The following is a 20,204-nucleotide window of genomic DNA, read 5'->3' as shown; positions in this document are numbered from 1 at the left end:
TACAAATAGCCGGGTGTTTCACGTGAAACAGCCGATTTCCCTCCAATATTCCCTGTGGGGTGTTTCACGTGAAACACCCTTTTTTCCCGTGGCCGGCTTACTCACCGCGATTCCTTTTGACGGTCTCGGCCACCTGACCTATACCCCCGCGCCATGAGCGGTTCTTTCGATGTCATCGTGATCGGCGGCGGCCATGCCGGCTGTGAGGCGGCTGCGGCCGCGGCACGGCTGGGTGCACGCACCCTGCTGCTGACCCACAAGGTCGAGACGATCGGCGAGATGTCGTGCAACCCGGCCATCGGTGGCCTCGCCAAGGGTCATCTGGTACGCGAGATCGATGCGCTGGACGGCGTGATGGGGCGGGTGATCGATGCCGCCGGCATCCAGTTCCGCATGCTCAATAAATCCAAGGGCCCCGCGGTGCGCGGCCCGCGCAGCCAGGCGGATCGCAAGCTGTATCGCCAGGCCATGCAGGCCGTGCTGATGGAACAGGCCAATCTCACCATTCATGCGGCCTCGGCGGAAGACATCCGCATCGAGCATGGCGAGGTGAAGGGGGTGCTGGCGAGCGACGGCGGTTTCTTCGCCGCGCCCAAGGTGATCCTCACCACTGGCACCTTCCTGCGTGGCCTTATCCATATCGGCGAAGAGAAGATTCCGGCCGGCCGCGTGGGCGAGGCGCCGTCACTCGGCCTCTCGAAAACCCTTGAAAAATGCGGCTTTTCGCTGGGTCGGCTGAAAACCGGCACGCCGCCGCGGCTGGACGGCAAAAGCATCGACTGGGGTGCTTTGGAGATGCAGGGCGCCGACGATCCGCCGGTGCCGTTCAGCTTCCTGACCGAGCGCATCACCACGCCGCAGATCGAATGCGGTGTGACCTATACGTCGCCCGCAGGCCATGCGCTGATCCGCGAGAACCTGCATCGCGCGCCGATGTATTCCGGCCAGATCGAAAGCACCGGCCCGCGCTATTGCCCGTCCATCGAGGACAAGGTGGTGCGCTTTGCCGAGCGCGAGCGGCACCAGATTTTCCTGGAGCCGGAAGGGCTGGACGACGACACCGTCTATCCCAACGGAATCTCCACCTCGCTGCCGCGCGACGTCCAGGCCGGACTGCTGAAGACCATTCCGGGCCTGGAAAACGCCGTCATGCTGCGGCCGGGCTATGCCATCGAGTATGATTTCGTTGATCCACGTGAATTGAAGCCGACGTTGGAGACTAAGCGGCAGCCCGGGCTGTATCTGGCCGGCCAGATCAACGGCACCACCGGCTATGAGGAAGCCGCCGCGCAGGGCCTGATCGCTGGCCTGAATGCCGCGCTTTCAGCCGGAAATCTGGGTGGAAACGGGGGTGGGGAGGGCAGAAGCTTCATCCTAGACCGCGCCGATGCCTATATCGGCGTGCTCGTCGACGATCTGGTCAGTCTGGGCACCCGCGAACCCTACCGCATGTTCACCAGCCGGGCGGAATACCGCCTGTCGCTGCGTGCCGACAATGCCGACCAGCGCCTCACCCCGCTGGGGTTGGAGGTCGGCTGTATCGATGTTTCCCGTGAAACAGCCTGGAAAACTAAGGAAAAAGCTCTCGCCGAGGCTCGGGCGCTGGTCCGGGATCTGAAACTGACCCCCCCGGAACTGGTCAAACGCGGCCTGAACGTGAACCAGGACGGCCAGATCCGTTCGGCCGCCACCCTGCTGGGCTATCCCGACATGACCGTGGCCCGACTGGCCGATATCTGGCCCGAACTGCACGGCCTGCGCCCCGACGTGGTCGAGCAGTTGGAGATCGACGGGCGGTATGCCGGCTATATGGAGCGGCAGGAGGCCGATATCCTCGCCTTCCGCAAGGACGAGGGCCTGGTGCTGCCCGAGGGGCTGGATTACGACGCCATCGGCGGCCTCTCCAACGAGGTGCGGGCCAAGCTGAAGCAGCATCGCCCGGCCACGCTGGGTCAAGCCGCGCGTATCTCGGGCGTCACCCCGGCGGCGCTCTCGGCGTTGCTGGGCCACGTCAAAAAGGCCCGCCGACAGGGCATTGAAGCTGCAGAGTAGCGGTTTTCCGATATTTTCTGATCAGCCGCCCGGCTTTTTCACGGGAAACACCGATCCAACTAGATCGTCATGCCCGGCCCACCGGGTCTGGCCGAAGGCCAGCCCAGCGGCATGCTTCACGTGCCGGGCATCCACGGGTTCCTTTTAAAAAAGACGTGGATGGCCGGGCCAAGCCCGGCCATGACGGCAGAGGAGGAATGACAATACCCACGCCATGCGCCATAACCCGGCCATGACCCCGCAGGAGTTCCAGAAAGCCACTGGCTGCAGCGATCAGGCCCTTGAACGCCTGACCATCTATGCCGCTCAGGTCGCCAAATGGCAGAAGGCCATCAATCTGGTGGCGCCCAACACCCTGCCGCAGCTCTGGGAGCGGCATTTTCTGGATTCCGCCCAGCTTCTGCCCCTGGCGCCGGAAGGCATCAGGCGCTGGCTCGATCTCGGCTCGGGCGGCGGCTTCCCTGGTCTGGTGATTGCCGCTTTAGGCGTTGAAACCGTACATCTGGTGGAAAGCGACCAGCGCAAGGCCACCTTCCTGCGCGAAGCCGCGCGGACCATGGGCCTGGGCGCCCATGTCACGGTTCACATGAAACGCATCGAGGCGGTGGAGCCCGCCGCGCTCCATCAGGCCATGGGCGGCGCGCCGCAGGTGATCTCGGCCCGCGCGCTTGCATCGCTGAAGGAGCTGATCCCGCTGGCCCATCGCCTGGCCGGGCCCGACACGGTTTATCTCTTTCCCAAGGGCCGGCAGGCCGGGGATGAATTGACCGAGGCCCGGCGATATTGGACAATTCACGCGCTCGACCTGCTGCCGAGCCAGACCGAGGCGCAGGCGCGCATTGTGCGGATGAGGGGGCTCGAAGCCGCGTGACCAGTACAGAACAGGAACAGACGGCCGGCAATCCTAACCTGCGCATGGGCCGCGTGCTGGCGGTGGCCAACCAGAAGGGCGGCGTGGGCAAGACCACCACGGCCATCAATCTGGCCACGGCCTTGGCCGCGGTGGGCGAACGCGTGCTGCTGATCGACAGCGATCCGCAGGGCAACGCCTCGACCGGCCTTGGCCTGACGCATGACGAGCGTGAACCCGGCACCTATGAATTGCTGATGGGCGCGGCCGAGCTGGACGAAGTGATCCGGCCGACGAAGGTGCCCAACCTGATGATCGTGCCGGCCAATGTGGAGCTGGCCGGCGCCGAGCTGGAGATGATGGATCTCGATCGTCGCCAGCATCGCCTGAAGGATGCCATCGATGGCCGCGTGGGCGGTTTCGATCATGTGCTGATCGACTGCCCGCCCTCGCTGACGCTGCTCACCGTGAATGCCATGGTGGCGGCCGATGCCGTGCTGGTGCCGCTGCAATGCGAGTTCTTTGCGCTGGAAGGCCTGTCGCAATTGCTGCGCACGGTCGAGCGCGTGCGCACCACGCTCAATCCCGAACTCGATGTGCAGGGCGTGGTGCTCACCATGTTCGACAAGCGCAACAACCTCTCCGACCAGGTCGCGGCCGATGTGCGCGGCTTCTTGGGCGACAAGGTCTACGAGACGGTGATCCCGCGTAACGTGCGCATCTCGGAGGCGCCCAGCCATGGCGTGCCGGCATTGATCTACGATCACCGCGCGCCGGGCAGCACCGCCTACATGGCGCTGGCCCGCGAGGTGATCAAACGCGAGCAGGCCCTGCGGTCGGCGGCGTAGTTTTTTGTTTTCGTCATGCCGGGCTTTGACCCGGCACCCATTTTCAAATGGGGCCCCGGTTCGCGCTGCGCTTGGCCGGGATGACCGGTCAGGAAGGTATTGAGTAGAGATGATCGACGATCCGAAACGCCGCGGTCTGGGCCGTGGCCTTGCCGCCCTGATGGGCGAGACGCCGGGTAAGGATGGCGAGGCCGCGGCCGCGCCGCGTGGCCTGCGCGAGATTCCCATCGAGCAGCTCAAGCCCAATCCCTACCAGCCGCGCAAGACCTTTGTACGCGAGCAGCTCGAAGAGCTGGCCCAGTCGATCAAGGAAAAGGGCGTGCTGCAGCCCCTGCTGGTGCGCAAGTCGGCCACGCCGGGCAATTACGAGATCATCGCCGGCGAACGCCGCTGGCGCGCCGCCCAGATCGCCAAGCTGCATACCCTGCCGGCAGTGGTGAAGGAGATTTCCGACCGCGACGCGCTGGAAATCGGCCTGATCGAAAACCTGCAGCGCGAGGATCTGAACGCCGTCGAAGAGGCCGGCGCGTTCCTGAAACTCACCGACGAATTCGGCTACTCGGCCGAACAGATCGCCCAGGTGATTGGCAAGAGCCGCAGCCATGTCGCCAACATCATGCGCCTGCTGCAGTTGCCTCGGCCCGTCGTGGAGATGATCACCGAGGGCAAGCTGTCGGCCGGCCAGGCCCGGCCGCTGATCGGTCATCCGCTGGCCGAGCAGCTCGCCCAGCGCATCATCGAGGGCAGCCTCTCCGTGCGCGAGGTGGAAAAACTGGTCGCCGTGGGCAAGGCAGTAGCTGCCGGCCCGAGCGGCAAGAAGCCCGGCCGCCCGCCATCGTCCGCCACAAAGAAGCCGGCCGACGAACCGGCCCTGAAAAAGGACGCCGACACGCTGGCCTTCGAGCGTGGCCTGGCCGCCGCGCTTGGCCTCAGGGTGGAAGTGGAAGGGGAGCCGGACAACCCGGAAGCCGGCCGCCTGATCCTGCATTACCAGAAGCTGGAACAGCTCGACGAACTGGCGAAGAAGCTCAGCCGGCGCTGAGCCGTTCAACGATGGTGTCGGCGGCGGCTTCTGGCAATTGCCGTGCCGTGTCGATCATCAGGTCGGCGGCCCAGGGTTCATAAGGCCGCGCCAGTACGTCCTGCCATGACGGCAGGCGGTGCCCGGGAATATCGGCCTGCCGCATCTCCACGCGGCGGCGCTGCTCTGCGGTATCCGAACAGATCACCTCGATCTCGATGGCCGGCACGCCGGCTTCTGTTGCCGCGCGGCGCCAGCCTATACGGCTGGCCTGCACCGGGTTGACCGAGTCCGCCACCACGATATGGCCCAGCCGCAGGTTCTCGGTGGCCAGCCGCTGCGCTGCCGCGTAACCCGCCGCGCCGATGCTGTCGCCCGGCATGCCGGCCGCGATCATCCCCTGCTCGATGCTGTCGACGCGCAGATGCACGGCCTGTATTCGCCGCGCCAGCGCGCGGGCCAGACTGGTTTTGCCGCTGCCCGGCAGCCCGCCGAGAATGATCAGCATGTCTGTATCTCGTTTGTCATGCCGGCATTATAGATGTGAAGGCGTGACATCCTGACGATGGTGTTGATGCCCGAACCGGGCGCGCTATTGTTTGTTCCCGGAGGCTCTTCGTCATGCCCGACAGCAAAAGCATCAAACCCCTCTCCCCCGAAGCCGAGCGCGTGTTGCGCGGTCATGGCACCGAGCGGCCGGGCTCCAGCCCGCTGAATCATGAGAAGCGCGCTGGCAGGTATTATTGCGCCGGCTGCGGCACCGAACTGTTCGGCTCGGCCACCAAGTATGAAAGCGGCAGCGGCTGGCCCAGTTTCTGGGCCCCGGCGGTGGCCGAGAATGTGGCTGCCCAGATCGACACCAGCCACGGCATGCGCCGCATCGAGGTGCATTGCGCGAAATGCCAGGGCCATCTGGGCCATGTCTTCGAGGACGGGCCGCAGCCCACCGGCCTGCGCTACTGCATCAACGGCGCGGCGCTGCAGTTCGAGCCGGACACAAAATAGCGCCTACCGGCTGTTGCAAGGGCAGCCACTACAACTTTCAGGATTGGCCGGGTCCTGGGGCGGTGCTAGCCTGCCCTCCGCATGCTGCCGATTCGCCGCACGACCGGCCTGGTGCTGGTGCTGCTCGCCCTGCCGGCAACGGCTCAGGGGCAGCAAGCTGTCGATGAACCGCGCTATCGCATTGCGCCCGCCGCCCGGCCATTTTTTCATGACTGGCAGGCGACGTTCAGCTACGGCGGCGCGCAGGCCCGGCTGAACGACGATGCCGGCACGCGGCTGGGTTTCAGCCGCAACCATCAGGTCGTGGCCGGGCTGGAAGCCGGTATCGGCGAACGCGGCTTCGGCCGTGTCGAAATCGGTCACGCCATGCGCGACGGCAAACGCGATTTCACCAACGAGGTGCTGCACAGCGATTCCGGCAGCAACATCCTCGGTGTCAGCGGCGGCATGTTCATCCTGCCGTTTCTGTCCGCCGGCCTGTCACTGCAGCATCGCCGCGAGGATGGCCGCGAAACCTTCGTCAGCAAGACCGGCCTGGCCGACAGCCACACCGATCGCGATGGCACCAGCAACCGCGTCGCACCATTCCTGATGCTGGCCGGCCCGCTCGGCCCTGTCGATGTCGCGCTGCTGTTGGCCTATGCGCGGCTGCGCAGCGAAACCGATTACACGCGCCCGCAGATCAACAACGGCAACAGCAGTGACAGCGGCCAGGTGAATTCGCAGCTGGCCGATTTTTCCATAGGCTACTGGCTGGCCGACAGCGTGAAAATCGGCGCCAGCCTTGGCTGGACGGAAGTGCTATCCCAGCGCACGCAAGCCACCTCGCTGGCATTGGACGACGACTGGGGCACGCTTGGCATGTCGGCCACATATCGGGCCGCGCCGCAAATCGATCTCAGCCTGCGCGCTGACCGCGATATCGAGAATGCGCGCGGCAACGCCGCGCGTTTCGGCGCCGGTTTGGTCTGGCGCTTCTAGGGAGAGCAAAGATGCGCATCCTGCTTCGCCTTCTCGCCGTGATGGTCATCGTGATCCAGCTGGGCGGCGCGTCCTGCTACAAGGTGGCGGATGACGGCCTGGTCCAGCAGGTGCCGGGCTATGGCTATGTCGTCAAATTCACCCGGGACTACAGTCCGCGCCAGACCGGCGTATCGCTGGCCGACGATCCGCTGCCCGTCACCTATGACCGGGAGAAAACCTATTACGCCGTCTTTGAAACCGAGGCGGCCGCGCGCCGTTTCATCGCCGAATTTCCGCCAGCAGGCCGTACCGATCTGCCGGCGGGTTATGTCCGCTATTTCAGGATCGACAGCCCAGGCGGCATCGCGATTGAAGCAAAGCTGAAAGGCGGCCCGGACCAGGCCGGTCGGGTGCTCGACCGTGTCCTCGTGCCCCTGCCCACCGGGCCCCAGCCGCAATAATGGCCTGACCTGATGGCCGCCGCCGGATTCCACGCCATACGCCCACCTGTGCTTAAAAAAGCACCAAAACACCCCCAACAGCACAGTTTTTGACCATAGCTCCAGCGCTCTGCCTGCGGAATCGGCCCCCTTCCCCGGCGGAATCGGGCTTTGGCCGGGTTCTGCCGCACCGCAACAGGCTGGCATGCTTCTTGTAACTCTCCTGTCCGAGGTATGCGCCAAGGGTGGGCCGGCCGGGGTCTCGTTAGGGGGGAACCGGCGCGGTTCTGCCGGCGGAGCCGGGTTGGTCCGGCGGCCGGTTTGATGAATTGGCGTGACCTTCACTGACAGGAGGATTTTATCGTCATGCAACTCCCCACCGTCTCGGCGGCCGTCTCGGCCGATCAGCGGCAGCCCGGCTGGCTCAGCTATGTCGGTTTCGGCCTGGTGCTGGCTGCCCTTATTGCCATGATTCCTTCGCTCGGCTTCGCCGCCGACGAAGCCCCCAAGCTTGATACCGGCGACACCGCCTGGATGCTCACCTCGACCGCGCTGGTCCTGATGATGACCATCCCGGGCCTCGCCCTCTTCTATGGCGGCATGGTGCGCAAGCAGAATGTGCTGGCCATCATGATGCAGAGCTTCGCCATCACCTGCTTGGTCACCGTGCTGTGGATGATCGTCGGCTACAGCCTCGCCTTCTCGGAAGGCAATGCCATCATCGGCGGCTTCGGCAACCTGTTCCTCTCCGGCCTCGCCATCGACAGCGTGAACGATCTGGCCAAGACCATTCCGGAATCGGTCTTCATGACCTTCCAGATGACCTTCGCCATCATCACCCCGGCGCTGATCACCGGCGCCTTCGCCGACCGCATGAAGTTCTCGGCCATGCTGTGGTTCATCGGTCTGTGGCTGATCTTCGTCTATGCGCCGGTCTGCCACATGGTGTGGGGCGGTGGCCTGATGGGCAGCATGGGCGTGCTGGATTTCGCTGGCGGCACCGTGGTGCATATCAACGCCGGTGTTGCCGGCCTGGTGGCCTGCCTCGTGCTCGGCAAGCGCCAGGGCTATGGCAAGGTCAGCCATGCGCCGCATAACCTGACGCTGTCAATCATCGGTGCGGGCCTGCTGTGGGTCGGCTGGTTCGGCTTCAACGCCGGTTCGGCTGTTGGCGCCAGCGCCAATGCCGGCATGGCGATGGCTGTCACCCAGATCGCCACGGCGGCTGCCGCGCTGGCCTGGATGTTCTCGGAATGGCTGGCCCGCGGCAAGCCCAGCGTGCTGGGCATCGTCTCGGGCGCCGTGGCCGGCCTGGTCGCGATCACCCCGGCCGCCGGCTTCGTCGATCCGATGGGCGCGCTGATCATGGGCATTGTGGCGGGCATCATCTGCTTCGTCGCCGCCACCACGGTCAAGAACGCTCTGGGCTATGACGACAGCCTGGATGCCTTCGGCGTGCATGGCGTGGGCGGCATCGTCGGCGCCATCCTCACCGGTGTCTTCGCCAAGGCGGCGATCGCCGGCAAGGACGAGCCGCTCGGTCTACTGGACGGCAATGCCGGCCAGGTGCTGACCCAGGTCTACGGCGTGGTCATCACCATCGTGTTCACCGCGATCGTGACCCTGATCATCCTGAAGATCATCGACTGGACGATCGGTCTACGCGTCGACGAGGCCACCGAGCGCGATGGTCTCGACCTGAACCTGCACGGCGAGACGGTGCAGTAACAGGCACGCGAAGACACCCGGGCCGGCATTCCCACCCGCCGGCCCGGGTTGCTTCTTTCCTCTTTGCGGTGGGGTGCGGCAGCGTGGCCTTGCCGCCAGCCGGCAACGGTCCGTCGGTACCCGCCACGCAAGCTGCTTCTCTCTCCGCCGGTTTTCCGATTTAATCAGCCCGGAAGACACTGACTGAATTTCTCGTCGCGGAGACCCAGCTTCATGACCGCTTTCGACGAGATGGACACCGGCGCCGCCAGCAGCCAATCCGGCGTGCGCGCTCCTTACCAGGACTATAAGCGCTGGCTCGATGCCGCGCCGTCCGACCTGCTGACCCGCCGGCGCCAGGAAGCCGACCTGCTGTTCCGCCGCCTTGGCATCACCTTCGCCGTTTATGGCGAGGGCGGCGATACAGAACGCCTGATCCCTTTCGACATCGTGCCGCGTATCATCGCCGCAAAAGAATGGCGTAAGCTGCGCCGCGGCTTGAAGCAGCGCGTGCGCGCGCTCAATGCCTTCCTGGACGATATCTACCACGCCCGCGCCATCCTCAAGGCAGGCACGATTCCAGAAGACCTGATCCTGAAGAACGCCGCCTATGTGACGCATATGCGCGACGTGGCCATCGCGCGCCAGACCTACACCCATATCGCCGGGATCGACGTGGTGCGCACGGCGGAAGACCAGTTCTATGTGCTGGAGGATAACTGCCGTACGCCGTCGGGCGTCTCCTACATGCTGGAGAACCGCGAGGCGATGATGCGCCTCTTCCCCGATCTCTTTGCCGCCGTACGTGTCGCGCCGGTGGGGCATTACCCCGATGCCCTTTTGCAGACCCTGCGCGACAGCGCGCCGCCGCATTGTCAGGGCGAGCCCACCGTTGTTCTGCTCACACCAGGTGTCTTCAACTCGGCCTATTTCGAACATGTCTTCCTGGCCGAGCAGATGGGCATCGAGCTGGTCGAAGGCGGCGATCTGACGGTGAAGGACGATATCGTCTACATGCGCACGGTCGGCGGCCTGAAACGCGTCGATGTGATCTACCGCCGGCTGGACGACGATTTCCTCGACCCCAAGGTCTTTCGCAAGGACTCGCTGATCGGCGTGCCCGGCATCTTCCAGGCCTACAAGGCCGGCAATGTCACGCTGTGCAACGCTGTCGGCACCGGCGTGGCTGACGACAAATCGATCTATCCCTATGTGCCCGACATGATCCGGTTCTATCTGGGTGAGGAACCGCTGCTGGCCAATGTGCCGACTTACGTGCTGCGCCGGCCCGACGATCTGAAATACACCCTCGATCACCTGCCCGAACTGGTGGTGAAGGAAGTGCACGGCTCGGGCGGTTACGGCATGCTGGTCGGCCCGAAGGCCAGCAAGGCCGAGCTTGAGGCTTTCCGCGCCAAGATCGTCGCCAAGCCCGAAGCCTATATCGCACAGCCCACGCTGGCGCTTTCCACCTGCCCGACTTTCGTCGACAGCGGCATCGCGCCGCGCCATGTCGATCTGCGCCCCTTCGTGCTGACCGGCGAGACGATGCGCGTGGTGCCCGGCGGGCTTACCCGCGTGGCGTTGCGAGAAGGATCGCTGGTGGTGAATTCCAGCCAGGGCGGCGGCACCAAGGATACTTGGGTGCTGGAAGACGCGCCCGACATCGCGGCCGGGGAGGATTGAGCATGCTCTCCCGTGCCGCCGACAACCTCTACTGGATGACGCGCTATATCGAACGCGCCGAGGCGATGGCGCGAATCCTCGATGTGGCCCAGCGTATGAGCCTGCAGACAGCCGGCAATACCCGCGGCAACGGCCGCAGCGACGAATGGGAAGCCGCTCTGATCATCGCCGGTTGCGACAAGTCGTTCGCCTTGCATGGTGGCGCGGTGACACGCCGTGCGGTGATCGATTTCCTCGCCTTCGCGCCCGACAATCCGTCTTCGATCCATGCCTGCCTTAAGGCCGCGCGCGAGAATGCGCGGGCCATGCGGGCGCAGATCACCAGTGAGGCCTGGGAAAGCATCAATGCCGCTTGGCTGGAGATGCAGACATTGAGCCTCAAGACCGTGGAAGCCGACGGCTTCTCGCCGTTCTTCGACTGGGTGCGCGAACGCAGCCAGCTGTTTCGTGGCGTCGCCGAGGGCACCATGCAGCGCGACGACGCCAACCGCTTCATGCGGCTGGGCACCTTGTTGGAACGCGCCGATTCCACCGCCCGCATCCTGGATGTGAAGTATCACATCCTGCTGCCCTCGCCGGGCGATATCGGCGGCGCGGTGGATTACTACCAGTGGGGCGCCCTGCTGCGCTCGGTTTCCGCCCTGCGCATCTATCGCCAGATCTACCGCGACTCGATCCGGCCGTCGCGCGTGGCCGAGCTGCTGATCCTGCGTGAGGATTTCCCGCGCTCGCTGCATGCCTGCTTCGCCGAGATCGTCACCATCCTCCAGCAGCTGCGGCAGTTCTATCGTCATGACTACCCCTCGGTGCGGCAGGCCGAGGGCATGCTGATGAAGGTGCGCTACGGCAATATCGAGGCTATCTTCGATGCCGGCCTGCACGAATATCTGACCGAAACGATCGACAGCAATATCGAGCTGGGCGCGGCCATCGCCCGCGATTTCATGCAGCCGGCGTGATATAGGAAGAAAACACCAGGGACCGGAAACCGGGAAGCGTGCCATGACCTATTGCGTCGGCCTTCTGCTTAATGACGGCATCGTCATGCTGTCCGACAGCCGCACCAATGCCGGCGTGGATTCGATTGCCACCTTCGGCAAGATGCATGTCTGGGAACAGCCGGGCGAACGCGCCATCGCGCTGGCCACGGCCGGCAACCTGTCGCTCAGCCAGTCGGTTGTGGCCCTGCTGCGCGAAGGCTTCGCCGGCGAGGATGGCAAGGCGCATGACCTGATGCAGGCCACCAGCATGTTCGAAGCGGCCGGCATAGTCGGTGCCGCGATCCGCGAGGTGGCGCGCCGCGATGGCGAGGGGTTGAAGCAGCAGGGCGTCGAGCCCAACCTCTCCATGCTGCTGGGCGGGCAGATCGCCGGCCGGCCGCATGAGCTGTACATGCTTTACTACGCGGGCAATTTCATCCGTGCCACCGAGGACACGCCGTTCCTGCAGATCGGCGAGATCAAATACGGCAAGCCCATCCTGGATCGCGTGATCCAGCCCGATACGCCGCTGGTGCAGGCGGCGAAATGCGCGCTGGTGTCGATGGATTCCACCCTGCGCTCGAATATCTCGGTCGGCCTGCCGCTTGATCTGGCGATCCTGCCCAGGGATACGCAGCGCTTTTCCCTGCGCAAGCGCATCACCGAGCAGGATCCGTATTTCTCCAGCATCCGCGGCCTGTGGGGCGAGGGCCTGCGCAAGGTCTTCGCCACCATCCCCGATCCGGACTGGAGCCTGTAAGGCGTATTATCTCGCTGGAATATGAGCCAGCGCCGCCGCCGGCACCACCAGCATCCCGCCGGCGCCCGGCGGCTGCCAGTAGAGTTTCAGCGCTGCCGTGCCGCCTTTCTGGAAATACTGCACGGTGATCGGATACCAGGCCGGTTCACTGATGCGCACTTCCGTCACGGGCGACATCTGGCCGGCATGCACATAGGGGTCGTTCACCACGCGGGTCCTGTCGAGGGTGACGCGCACGCCGTCGTTGGAGAAGGCGGCGAAACGATAGATCCCGGCCTCCAGCTGGATCAGCCCGGTCATGTGCACGGCATAGCCCTTATCACTTTGCGAGTCCCACATGCGGCCCGAACCGGATTCGCTGTCCAGCTGCAGGATCGCCGGACCGCGCCGGCCTTTCGCCAGGTCGGCGCCGCGTGGCATGTTGTCGACATTCTCCAGCGTGACGTTGAAATACAGCGGTGCCAGGCCGGGGCTGAGCTGGGTGGCGGTGGGCTGCGGGCTGGCCGGCTGCGGCGGGCCGGCGGGTGCCGCGCTGTCCTGCTGGGTCGCGCAGGCGGCCAGCAACAGGGCCGGCAGGAGAACAAAAAGCAGTTTGCGCAGAAGCATCGTTATTATCCCCCGTTCATGCTTGCCGACGATGACAAAGCTTAACCACCCCTGTCCTGTTCGGACAGGCCCGGCGAGCAACTGACATTGTATGCTTTGTGGCCTCCCTGAGCAAAGATAGCATGTCCCGGAAAACTTGGCCTTACGGGGGCGGCCATGATGACAGGGACGGACGGCAAGATTCTGAACAAGGCCGTGAAATGGCTGCTCGGTCGCCGGGGCAGCACGTCGAGCCAAGGCTATACGCCGGACTTCAATACGGTTTTTGACGCCGAACTGGAACGGCTTTGCCTTGGCCATGCCATTTGCAGGCTCGACCTCAATCCGCTGCCGGAGGATGGCTTTGCGCCGGCTCCGGAAATAGGGTCGGCCCCGTCACGCGATGATGTGATGCGCATGGCGGCTCCGCGTGAAAGCAGCGCAAAGAATGCACCGCCGCCTTTACCGTATCCGTATTTGAAATCCGACATGACAGCCGCGCGCCGGGCCGAGCTGTCCGCGCTGGCCCTGTCCGGCGGCGGTATTCGTTCGGCGGCGTTTGCCTGTGGCGTCATGCAGGCCATGGCGCAGAACGCCAAGCTGGAATGTTTCGATTATCTCTCCACCGTGTCCGGCGGTGGCTATTCGGGATCGGCGTTGACCTGGGCCCTGCATGACCAGATGGGCCATGGCGCGAATGATTTCCCCGAGCTGAAGATCAGGCGCCGCTCCGGTCGCGCCCGTCCCGATGACCACGGACAGGCAGAAGATCTGCGGGACGATTGGACCGAGGTCACCCTGATCGGCCATATCCGCGAACGCGCCAGTTATCTTGCGCCCACGCAGGATCTGAATCTGCTGACAGCCATCGGCAACACCATACGGCTTTCCCTCAGTTCGTTGCTGATTTACAGCCTGATCGCATTCTCGGTCATGCTGCCGGTGACGGCCGGATTTGGCGCTATTTCAAGCTTCGTACATTCGATTTTGGTTACGCTGGGCTGCGCAGACATCAATGCGACATATCTGACGCCTCAATCGCTGGTCTCTGGCGCCTATGCCCTGCTCGTGGGCGCGGCAGTGTATTTCGCAGGGATTCTGTTGTGGCCTTTGCTGCGGTCCCTCCGGCCCTCGAACCCGGAATCGACCTATGCGGGACGCCTGAAGATTCTGATGTCTCTGAATAAGGAATGGGCATGCATCCTGGCGGTTTCTCTGGGCGCCACGTTTCCATTGCTTTACGAATATCTGAGCGGACAGGGTATCGGTTCCATAGTGAGTCTGCTTGGCTCCTTGGGTTTCGCTGGCGGGCTCGGCGGCTTGTTATCGCTGATCACCAGGCTGGATGATCGCCTGCGTATCCTGCTGGTGCGCGCCGCCGCGCTGATCCTGTGCTATCTGGCGGCTTTCGCGCTTTACGCTGCCGCTCTGATGCTCCTGCGCTGGATCGCGCAGCAGGATATCCTGCAGGCGCTGATTGCCGGCGCCGGCTGTATCCTCGCCGCATGGCTTATCTTTTGGGCCAGCCGGCGCTTCAATCCCAACTATATCTCGCCGCACCGCTTTTACCGCGACCGGCTCATGGAAGCCTTCATGCCGCCCGCCAATGGCAAGGATTTTGCGCAGGCCGACGTGGCCAACCTGTCGGACATGTGCAAACCGCAGCCCCAGCCCTACCGCGGGCCCTATCACATCATCAACACGAACATCATCCTGAACCGCTCGCGGCAGCCGCGCTATTACCAGCGCGGCGGCGACAGTTTCATCCTTTCCCCGCTCTATTCCGGCAGCCTGGCGACCGGCTGGCTGCGGACCGAAAGGCAGAGCAGAAGCACCCGTCAGAGTTCACTCAGCCTTGCCACTGCGATGGCGATTTCGGCGGCGGCCGCGAATCCCAACACCGCAACCGGCGATGACGGCCTGATGCGGCGCTGGGCAATCAGCTTCCTGATGACGTTGTTGAATATCCGGCTCGGTTACTGGCAGCCCAATCCCGGCATGCCGGTCGCGGCGGATAGTGCCGGTACGCCGCCGCCCAATTTCCTGGAGCCGGGCACCATGTCGCTGCTGTCGGATTATGGCAGCGAGGGCGAAGCTTTCGTCGAGCTCAGCGACGGCGGGCATTTCGACAATACCGGCCTGTATGAGCTGTTTCGCCGGCGGGTTTCCACCATCGTCTTATCGGACGCCTCCTGCGATCCGGATTATTCGCTCGACGATCTTGGCCGCGCGCTGGCGCTGGCACAGATCGATTTCGGCGTCACCGCGCGTTTCTATCCGATGCCGCCCAGCGCCAGCCAGGACTTGTGGCGGCAGCTTGACCGCGCTCCGGAGGAACCCGACGCCTATCGTGGCAAAGGCTATCCGGGGATCAGCGACGGTGTACGGGCCAAGCTGCTGCATGACGGTTTTGTCTCGGCCAAGATCTATTATCCGGCGGCCGATGGCTGGCCGGAGACCGAAGGCCGGCTGATCTATCTCAAGCCGGCCCTGGTCAGCGATGCGCCGGTCGACCTGTTGGCCTATGCGCTCGACCATCCTGACTTCCCGCATCGCCCGACGGACGATCAGTTCTTCAGCGAACGCGGCTTCGAAAGCTATCGCCGGCTCGGGTTTTTCATCGCTGAAAAGATGATGAAGTCCGAATTCGCCTAGGCCGGCCCCAGCGTCACGATAATGGGCGCGTGATCGGATGCCTTTTCCATGCCGCGCATAGCCTTGATCACCTGGGCATGTTTCAGGCGCGGCTGCAATTGCGGGCTGACCCAGACATGGTCCAGCCGGCGGCCCTTGTCGGCCAGTTCCCAGTTCGGCGAGCGATAGCTCCACCAGGAATACAGCTTTTCACTCGGCGGCACGATATGGCGCACGGCATCCACCCAGCCACGGGCGGCCTGCATCTTCAGCAGGCCCTCGGTTTCGATGGGCGTATGGCTCACCACGTCCAGCAATTGCTTGTGCGACCACACGTCGGTTTCCAGCGGCGCGATATTCAGATCGCCGACCAGAATTTCCTTGCCGCCCTTTTTCTTCAGTGCCGCTGACCATTTGGTCATGCCATCCAGCACTTCCAGCTTGTGGGCGAACTTGTCATTCTTCTTTGCGTCCGGAATGTCGCCGCCAGCCGGCACATAATAATTGTGCAGGATGGTGCCGTCGGCCAGTTCGGCGGCGATGTGGCGGCGATCGTCGCGGCCGGCCAGTTTCAGCTTTTCCTTCAGCGTCACCGGCGCCTTGGCAAAAATCGCCACGCCGTTATAGCCCGGCTGGCCGTGGATCAGGCGATGGGCATAGCCACGCTGCTCGAACAGCTCGTGCGGAAAATCCTCGTCCTTCACCTTGGTTTCCTGCAGGCAGAGGATGTCGGGGTCGTGCTGGCGCAGGAAGGCGTCCATCAGCGGCAGGCGCGCCCGCACCGAGTTGATGTTCCAGGTCGCCAGCGTGAAGGGTTTGTCGAGGACGGGTTTTTTCGGCATGGCGATTTTCTAGCGCAAAGCCCGGCTGTCTGCCACTGCCGCTTCAGGCCGTCAGACGGGCTTGCTGCCGTGGCGTGCGCAGGAAGGCATAGAGGAACAGGGCGGCCAGCAGCCAGTCGATCTGGCCCAGCCAGAACGCGTCGGCGGCGACGCGTCCACCGGCGAACAGCACCACCAGTGCCCCGGCCCAGGTCACTTTCGACACGATCCCGGGCAGCATCAGTAACCGGTAACGCACCGGATCGGTGGCGATGACAAGATAGGCCAGCTGCCAGGCGATGCCGACGCCAAGGAAACCGTAATACTGCTCTGGGTGAGTGCTCGGTGGCGTCAGGCGGTCTTCCAGGAAATACAGCGGCGTCAGCACCAGCAGGCCGTAAATGCCGGCCAGGCGGAAAATCCATTTTGTCATTGTGCGAATCCCCAGGTAAGCCGCCGTAGTCTGGCATAGCCGCCCGGCCAGAAAAATACGCATGCCCGGCGCACGATTACGATTTCCCGCGTTATAATGGGTATCTAGCGCGGAGGTCGCCATGCCGATGCATCTTGAAGGATCATGCCGCTGCGGCGCCGTGCGCTTCAGCCTCGACAGCCACACGCCTGTTCCCTACCAGCTCTGTTATTGCAGCATATGCCGCAAGACGGCAGGCGGCGGAGGTTATGCCATCAATCTGGGTGGTCTGTCCGCCAGCCTGAAAATCGCCAAAGGCCGGCGCAGCATCGGCGTGTATCGCGCGGAAATCTGCGACGATGATGGCCGCAACTGTGAGACCAGCACGGGCGAACGCAATTTCTGCAAGCGCTGCGCCACCGCGCTCTGGCTTTACGACCCCACCTGGCCCGATCTGATCCATCCCTTCGCCTCGGCGATCGACACGCCGCTGCCCCGGCCACCGGCGAAGGTGCATCTCATGCTGCGCTACAAGCCCGACTGGGTGAAACCGCAGATCGGCCGCCATGACGAGACCTACGAGCTCTATCCAAAGCTCTCGCTGGCCGACTGGCACAAGAAGCACAAGGTATGGGTGAAGTGACGGCGAATATGTTCATTTGTCGTCATCCCCGGGCTTGATCCGGGGGGTGACACTATAAGGCATGTCTTACGCCTGCGCCTTCATCTGCGCCGGGTCGTAGTAGAAGCGTTCGCGCCAGATCTTCTCGCCTTTCCAGATCTGGTGCGCCAGTTCCTCGATGCGGCGCTTGCTGCCGTCCTTGAATTCGAAATGGAACACCCAGTGCACCACCACGGTGTCGCCGTCGATCAGAACCGGCCGCACACATTCGCTGGCCACGGTTTTCGCCCGGGCCAGCACGGCGCGCTCATGGGCCACCAGCCTGTCGCGGCCCTGGCGCGGCGGTTCGGTCAGGTTTTCCTGCATGCTGGCGTCTTCGGTATAGAAACGCTCGATCGCCTCGTCATGGCGGTTGCTTTCCACCAGGGCGATGAAATCTTCCACGGTCTGCCGACTCGGCATCGCTGTTCTCCTCTTTAGGGCACATCTTGCCGCATATTCCGGGCCGCCATCGATCAACAGGTTGTGTTGAGCGTGCCTTCCGCGCCGGCTCGGTTGCGACCCGCTGTCGCATCCGGACGTCTCAGCTTGATTGGCGCCTGAAAATCAGCATTATAGATGCATGTTAACGCGCACCGACAAGGTTTTCGCCATTGCCATCACGCTTGCCCTGCTGGGTGCGCTGGGCATGGCCATCGTCATGGCCTTCCGTTTCTGGACCGGCATGGAAGCCGATTTCGATCCGGCCGCCACATGGCCGCTGATCTGGGGCGTGCTGCTCAGCCTGGTGCTGGGGGCCATCGTGGTGGGTGTGTTCCTCTATGGCCGCCGCCGGGAAATCAGGGGCGAGGAATAAGCCGTTCTTTGCTCCGGCCATCACGGCAGGATGAGGAATCGGCCTAAAACAGGTTGAACGTGTTGCCGACAATCCCCAGCGGCAGACGGCCAGCTTCGAACAGGCGGAATTTCAGCGCAAAGGGATGATCCGAGTCACCATCGGCGGCCAGCACCAACGCTGCCTGATAGGCCGCCTGCGCCGCCGCCCCGGCCGCCACCTGCAGCAAAGCCGGATCGCTCACGCCCTGTTTCGCCGCGCTGGCCGTGGCGCGGTCGAAAGCCTTTTCGCTGGCCCGTGTCGAGACATGCTCCAGTGCCACCATCAGATCGTGTTCGGGATTGAGCAGCAGGGCCTCGTCCAGCAGGCTCCTGCGCATCTGCTCTTCCGCTTGCCACCAATCGTCGCCCCAGTCGGGCGCCTGCGCTGCGCTTGAAGCGGCTAGCCAGTCTTCCACGCCGGCAATCCCCAGATCGGGAAAGCCGATGCCGGCAATATAGCCTTCCGCATCGGCCAGTTCGCCGCGCGTCAGCGGCCGGCCCACCGCCGAGAACCATGGCAGGCCGCCAACCAGCTTGGCCAGTCGCGCCACGGCGCGCAGGCCGTCCAGATCGCTGCTGTCGCTATCGCCGCCGATATCGAAATCGTCGTCGAGGTCTTCGTCGTCATTGGCGACTTCAACGATCTTGGTGATCTTGGCCATGAGAATCCTTTAACGGTTACCCCGGCTTTCGCGCCACAGGCCCAAAGCCTTCTGCACCGGCCGGTCGGAATAACTGAACAGCACGGCATCCGTATCCGGTGCGTGGTGGCTGTGCGACACCCAGCTCGGGATCACGAAGGTATCGCGCTTGCCCCAGTCGAAACGCTGCTGTGTCTCGCCCTCGCCCACCAGCGTATAGCCCTTGCCCTCCACCACGCTGAACACCGTGGCATCCGAACTGCGATAGTCCGCGCCGGCAAAGCCTTTGGGCAGCAGCTGCATGAAGGTGCCGATGGTGGGCATGGCGCTCTGGCCGGTCGCCGGGTTGATGTATTGCAGCTTCAGCCCGTGGCAGGGATCCCATTCCTCGGCCTGCCGCATGGTTTCCAGCGCTTCGCGGGTGCGGCGGTAGGGATAGTTGAAGACCGGCGAGGTGGGCGTCTTCACCTCGAAATCGACGGGCAGCAGGCCCGAACCATAGCGCGCCAGCGCGTCGCCGGTGGGGCGCGAGAGCGGCTGGCTGTCTTCGGGCAGGCGTTCCATGAACGAGCAGTCCAGCGCCTGGATCAGCGGAATATCGAGGCCGTCCATCCATACCATCGGCCTGTCGCTGTCGTTGCCGTGATCGTGCCAGGTCCAGCTCGGCGTGATGACGAAGTCGCCTTCATGCATGATGGTCTTTTCGCCATCCACGGCCGTATAGGCGCCATCGCCCTCGACGATGAAGCGCAAAGCCGATTGCGTGTGGCGATGCGCCGGGGCCACTTCGCCCGGCAGGATCAGTTGCAGTCCGGCATAAAGCGAGGTGGTAATGCGCGACTGGCCGGGCATGCCGGGATTTTCCAGAATCAGCACGCGGCGTTCGGCTTCCTTCGCCGTGATCAGCCGGCCGGCTTCCATGATGTCGTCGCGGATATCGGCATAATGCCAGATTGCCGGCATGCAGGCACTTTTGGGCTGCGGGATCACCAGGGCATGCAGCACTTCCCACAGCGGCGTCATCTTGCGCGTGCCGATCTTGTCGTAATAGGCCCGGCGCTCTTGCATCACGGCCTGGTCTATTTGCGGGTGCTGGCTCATGGCGTCATCCTCGTCTCCCGGCTTGTCGGTATCCGTCGCGGGCTTGCCGCCTACAATATCAGACTACGGATGAAACCCAATCCCGCCGCCATTCAATCCGGCACGCAAAAAGAAAATGCCTACCAAAAAAGAAAACGCCCGGTCGGGGGGCGAACCGGGCGTTTTGCGCAAAGATAAATCTGCGCCAGAAAGGCACCGGA

21 protein-coding genes are annotated in these 20,204 nt (G+C 63.7%); 14 read left to right on the top strand and 7 right to left on the bottom strand.

Annotated features, from left to right (window positions below):
• Nucleotides 1-153 precede the first annotated feature (153 nt).
• From mnmG to ACE3OO_RS08350, 4 genes are all read left to right on the top strand, one after another.
• A complete protein-coding gene (gene mnmG / locus ACE3OO_RS08365; RefSeq protein ID WP_374301699.1) occupies nucleotides 154-2,052 on the top strand; it encodes a tRNA uridine-5-carboxymethylaminomethyl(34) synthesis enzyme MnmG in 1,899 nt (632 codons plus the stop codon).
• Nucleotides 2,053-2,284: 232 nt separating this feature from the next.
• Nucleotides 2,285-2,923 carry a 16S rRNA (guanine(527)-N(7))-methyltransferase RsmG gene (rsmG, locus tag ACE3OO_RS08360; RefSeq protein WP_374301697.1) on the top strand — a complete coding sequence of 213 codons (639 nt, stop codon included), beginning with the start codon at nucleotides 2,285-2,287 and terminating at the stop codon, nucleotides 2,921-2,923.
• 44 nt (nucleotides 2,924-2,967) lie between these two features.
• Nucleotides 2,968-3,750 carry a ParA family protein gene (locus tag ACE3OO_RS08355; RefSeq protein ID WP_374304674.1) on the top strand — a complete coding sequence of 261 codons (783 nt, stop codon included), beginning with the start codon at nucleotides 2,968-2,970 and terminating at the stop codon, nucleotides 3,748-3,750.
• A 109-nt stretch (nucleotides 3,751-3,859) separates the two neighbouring features.
• Entirely contained in the window at nucleotides 3,860-4,792 is a 933-nt protein-coding gene (locus ACE3OO_RS08350; protein WP_374301695.1) for a ParB/RepB/Spo0J family partition protein, read from the top strand.
• On the opposite strand, the gene ACE3OO_RS08345 is transcribed toward ACE3OO_RS08350, so the two are convergent.
• Entirely contained in the window at nucleotides 4,779-5,279 is a 501-nt protein-coding gene (locus ACE3OO_RS08345; protein WP_374301693.1) for an AAA family ATPase, read from the bottom strand. The two genes, ACE3OO_RS08350 and ACE3OO_RS08345, sit on opposite strands and share 14 nt — an antisense overlap.
• 113 nt (nucleotides 5,280-5,392) lie before the next feature.
• Between ACE3OO_RS08345 and msrB the strand changes: the two genes are divergently transcribed.
• From msrB to ACE3OO_RS08310, 7 genes are all read left to right on the top strand, one after another.
• A complete protein-coding gene (gene msrB / locus ACE3OO_RS08340) occupies nucleotides 5,393-5,776 on the top strand; it encodes a peptide-methionine (R)-S-oxide reductase MsrB (RefSeq protein ID WP_374301691.1) in 384 nt (127 codons plus the stop codon).
• Nucleotides 5,777-5,857: 81 nt separating this feature from the next.
• Nucleotides 5,858-6,757 (top strand): hypothetical protein, encoded by a 900-nt coding sequence (locus ACE3OO_RS08335; protein WP_374301689.1) that lies wholly within the window; start codon nucleotides 5,858-5,860, stop codon nucleotides 6,755-6,757.
• A gap of 11 nt (nucleotides 6,758-6,768) precedes the next feature.
• Nucleotides 6,769-7,200: a hypothetical protein gene (locus ACE3OO_RS08330; protein WP_374301687.1), complete on the top strand. Its 432-nt coding sequence runs from the start codon at nucleotides 6,769-6,771 to the stop codon at nucleotides 7,198-7,200.
• Between the two features lie 447 nt (nucleotides 7,201-7,647).
• Complete coding sequence (locus ACE3OO_RS08325) at nucleotides 7,648-8,907, top strand: ammonium transporter (RefSeq protein ID WP_374304673.1); 1,260 nt, start codon at nucleotides 7,648-7,650, stop codon at nucleotides 8,905-8,907.
• Nucleotides 8,908-9,120: 213 nt separating this feature from the next.
• Nucleotides 9,121-10,572 carry a circularly permuted type 2 ATP-grasp protein gene (locus ACE3OO_RS08320; protein WP_374301686.1) on the top strand — a complete coding sequence of 484 codons (1,452 nt, stop codon included), beginning with the start codon at nucleotides 9,121-9,123 and terminating at the stop codon, nucleotides 10,570-10,572.
• A gap of 2 nt (nucleotides 10,573-10,574) precedes the next feature.
• Entirely contained in the window at nucleotides 10,575-11,531 is a 957-nt protein-coding gene (locus ACE3OO_RS08315) for an alpha-E domain-containing protein (RefSeq protein ID WP_374301684.1), read from the top strand.
• 43 nt (nucleotides 11,532-11,574) lie between these two features.
• Nucleotides 11,575-12,312, top strand: coding sequence for a peptidase (locus ACE3OO_RS08310; protein WP_374301682.1), 738 nt, complete (start codon nucleotides 11,575-11,577; stop codon nucleotides 12,310-12,312).
• A gap of 6 nt (nucleotides 12,313-12,318) precedes the next feature.
• Here ACE3OO_RS08310 and ACE3OO_RS08305 read toward each other — a convergent pair whose 3' ends face one another.
• Nucleotides 12,319-12,918 carry a PA14 domain-containing protein gene (locus ACE3OO_RS08305; protein WP_374301680.1) on the bottom strand — a complete coding sequence of 200 codons (600 nt, stop codon included), beginning with the start codon at nucleotides 12,916-12,918 and terminating at the stop codon, nucleotides 12,319-12,321.
• A 156-nt stretch (nucleotides 12,919-13,074) separates the two neighbouring features.
• Between ACE3OO_RS08305 and ACE3OO_RS08300 the strand changes: the two genes are divergently transcribed.
• Nucleotides 13,075-15,552: a patatin-like phospholipase family protein gene (locus ACE3OO_RS08300; protein ID WP_374301678.1), complete on the top strand. Its 2,478-nt coding sequence runs from the start codon at nucleotides 13,075-13,077 to the stop codon at nucleotides 15,550-15,552.
• On the opposite strand, the gene xth is transcribed toward ACE3OO_RS08300, so the two are convergent.
• Together xth and ACE3OO_RS08290 are read right to left on the bottom strand one after the other, a co-directional pair.
• The gene (gene xth / locus ACE3OO_RS08295) at nucleotides 15,549-16,373 is read right to left on the bottom strand and encodes an exodeoxyribonuclease III (RefSeq protein WP_374301676.1); all 825 of its coding nucleotides are present in this window, start codon (nucleotides 16,371-16,373) and stop codon (nucleotides 15,549-15,551) included. The two genes, ACE3OO_RS08300 and xth, sit on opposite strands and share 4 nt — an antisense overlap.
• Before the next feature lie 43 nt (nucleotides 16,374-16,416).
• On the bottom strand, nucleotides 16,417-16,785 hold the full coding sequence (locus tag ACE3OO_RS08290; protein WP_374301674.1) for a hypothetical protein: 369 nt from the start codon (nucleotides 16,783-16,785) through the stop codon (nucleotides 16,417-16,419).
• Between the two features lie 121 nt (nucleotides 16,786-16,906).
• Here ACE3OO_RS08290 and ACE3OO_RS08285 point away from each other — a divergent pair, with 121 nt between their 5' ends.
• Entirely contained in the window at nucleotides 16,907-17,407 is a 501-nt protein-coding gene (locus tag ACE3OO_RS08285; protein WP_374301672.1) for a GFA family protein, read from the top strand.
• A gap of 66 nt (nucleotides 17,408-17,473) precedes the next feature.
• Here the strand turns inward: ACE3OO_RS08285 and ACE3OO_RS08280 are convergent, their stop codons facing one another.
• The gene (locus ACE3OO_RS08280) at nucleotides 17,474-17,848 is read right to left on the bottom strand and encodes a nuclear transport factor 2 family protein (protein WP_374301670.1); all 375 of its coding nucleotides are present in this window, start codon (nucleotides 17,846-17,848) and stop codon (nucleotides 17,474-17,476) included.
• A 160-nt stretch (nucleotides 17,849-18,008) separates the two neighbouring features.
• Between ACE3OO_RS08280 and ACE3OO_RS08275 the strand changes: the two genes are divergently transcribed.
• Nucleotides 18,009-18,242, top strand: a complete 234-nt coding sequence (locus ACE3OO_RS08275) for a hypothetical protein (RefSeq protein WP_374301668.1) — start codon at nucleotides 18,009-18,011, stop codon at nucleotides 18,240-18,242.
• 43 nt (nucleotides 18,243-18,285) lie between these two features.
• On the opposite strand, the gene ACE3OO_RS08270 is transcribed toward ACE3OO_RS08275, so the two are convergent.
• Entirely contained in the window at nucleotides 18,286-18,924 is a 639-nt protein-coding gene (locus ACE3OO_RS08270; RefSeq protein WP_374301666.1) for a hypothetical protein, read from the bottom strand.
• A 9-nt stretch (nucleotides 18,925-18,933) separates the two neighbouring features.
• Nucleotides 18,934-20,004 (bottom strand): gentisate 1,2-dioxygenase, encoded by a 1,071-nt coding sequence (gene gtdA / locus ACE3OO_RS08265; protein ID WP_374301664.1) that lies wholly within the window; start codon nucleotides 20,002-20,004, stop codon nucleotides 18,934-18,936.
• Between the last annotated feature and the right edge of the window lie 200 nt (nucleotides 20,005-20,204).

The organism is Ferrovibrio sp. (genome assembly GCF_041906005.1).
Lineage (GTDB): Bacteria > Pseudomonadota > Alphaproteobacteria > Ferrovibrionales > Ferrovibrionaceae > Ferrovibrio.
This window is presented reverse-complemented; position numbering and strand designations above follow the sequence as displayed.

What these genes read in the sequence shown, in the direction of transcription:
- ACE3OO_RS08285 (WP_374301672.1), top strand. Translation starts at nt 16,907, where the DNA reads ATGCCGATGCATCTTGAAGGATCATGCCGCTGCGGCGCCGTGCGCTTC.
- msrB (WP_374301691.1), top strand. Translation starts at nt 5,393, where the DNA reads ATGCCCGACAGCAAAAGCATCAAACCCCTCTCCCCCGAAGCCGAGCGC.
- ACE3OO_RS08270 (WP_374301666.1), bottom strand. Translation starts at nt 18,924, where the DNA reads ATGGCCAAGATCACCAAGATCGTTGAAGTCGCCAATGACGACGAAGAC.
- ACE3OO_RS08315 (WP_374301684.1), top strand. Translation starts at nt 10,575, where the DNA reads ATGCTCTCCCGTGCCGCCGACAACCTCTACTGGATGACGCGCTATATC.
- ACE3OO_RS08355 (WP_374304674.1), top strand. Translation starts at nt 2,968, where the DNA reads ATGGGCCGCGTGCTGGCGGTGGCCAACCAGAAGGGCGGCGTGGGCAAG.
- mnmG (WP_374301699.1), top strand. Translation starts at nt 154, where the DNA reads ATGAGCGGTTCTTTCGATGTCATCGTGATCGGCGGCGGCCATGCCGGC.
- xth (WP_374301676.1), bottom strand. Translation starts at nt 16,373, where the DNA reads ATGCCGAAAAAACCCGTCCTCGACAAACCCTTCACGCTGGCGACCTGG.
- ACE3OO_RS08280 (WP_374301670.1), bottom strand. Translation starts at nt 17,848, where the DNA reads ATGCCGAGTCGGCAGACCGTGGAAGATTTCATCGCCCTGGTGGAAAGC.
- ACE3OO_RS08300 (WP_374301678.1), top strand. Translation starts at nt 13,075, where the DNA reads ATGATGACAGGGACGGACGGCAAGATTCTGAACAAGGCCGTGAAATGG.
- ACE3OO_RS08275 (WP_374301668.1), top strand. Translation starts at nt 18,009, where the DNA reads ATGTTAACGCGCACCGACAAGGTTTTCGCCATTGCCATCACGCTTGCC.
- gtdA (WP_374301664.1), bottom strand. Translation starts at nt 20,004, where the DNA reads ATGAGCCAGCACCCGCAAATAGACCAGGCCGTGATGCAAGAGCGCCGG.
- ACE3OO_RS08330 (WP_374301687.1), top strand. Translation starts at nt 6,769, where the DNA reads ATGCGCATCCTGCTTCGCCTTCTCGCCGTGATGGTCATCGTGATCCAG.
- rsmG (WP_374301697.1), top strand. Translation starts at nt 2,285, where the DNA reads ATGACCCCGCAGGAGTTCCAGAAAGCCACTGGCTGCAGCGATCAGGCC.
- ACE3OO_RS08310 (WP_374301682.1), top strand. Translation starts at nt 11,575, where the DNA reads ATGACCTATTGCGTCGGCCTTCTGCTTAATGACGGCATCGTCATGCTG.
- ACE3OO_RS08350 (WP_374301695.1), top strand. Translation starts at nt 3,860, where the DNA reads ATGATCGACGATCCGAAACGCCGCGGTCTGGGCCGTGGCCTTGCCGCC.
- ACE3OO_RS08335 (WP_374301689.1), top strand. Translation starts at nt 5,858, where the DNA reads ATGCTGCCGATTCGCCGCACGACCGGCCTGGTGCTGGTGCTGCTCGCC.
- ACE3OO_RS08345 (WP_374301693.1), bottom strand. Translation starts at nt 5,279, where the DNA reads ATGCTGATCATTCTCGGCGGGCTGCCGGGCAGCGGCAAAACCAGTCTG.
- ACE3OO_RS08325 (WP_374304673.1), top strand. Translation starts at nt 7,648, where the DNA reads ATGATTCCTTCGCTCGGCTTCGCCGCCGACGAAGCCCCCAAGCTTGAT.
- ACE3OO_RS08290 (WP_374301674.1), bottom strand. Translation starts at nt 16,785, where the DNA reads ATGACAAAATGGATTTTCCGCCTGGCCGGCATTTACGGCCTGCTGGTG.
- ACE3OO_RS08305 (WP_374301680.1), bottom strand. Translation starts at nt 12,918, where the DNA reads ATGCTTCTGCGCAAACTGCTTTTTGTTCTCCTGCCGGCCCTGTTGCTG.
- ACE3OO_RS08320 (WP_374301686.1), top strand. Translation starts at nt 9,121, where the DNA reads ATGACCGCTTTCGACGAGATGGACACCGGCGCCGCCAGCAGCCAATCC.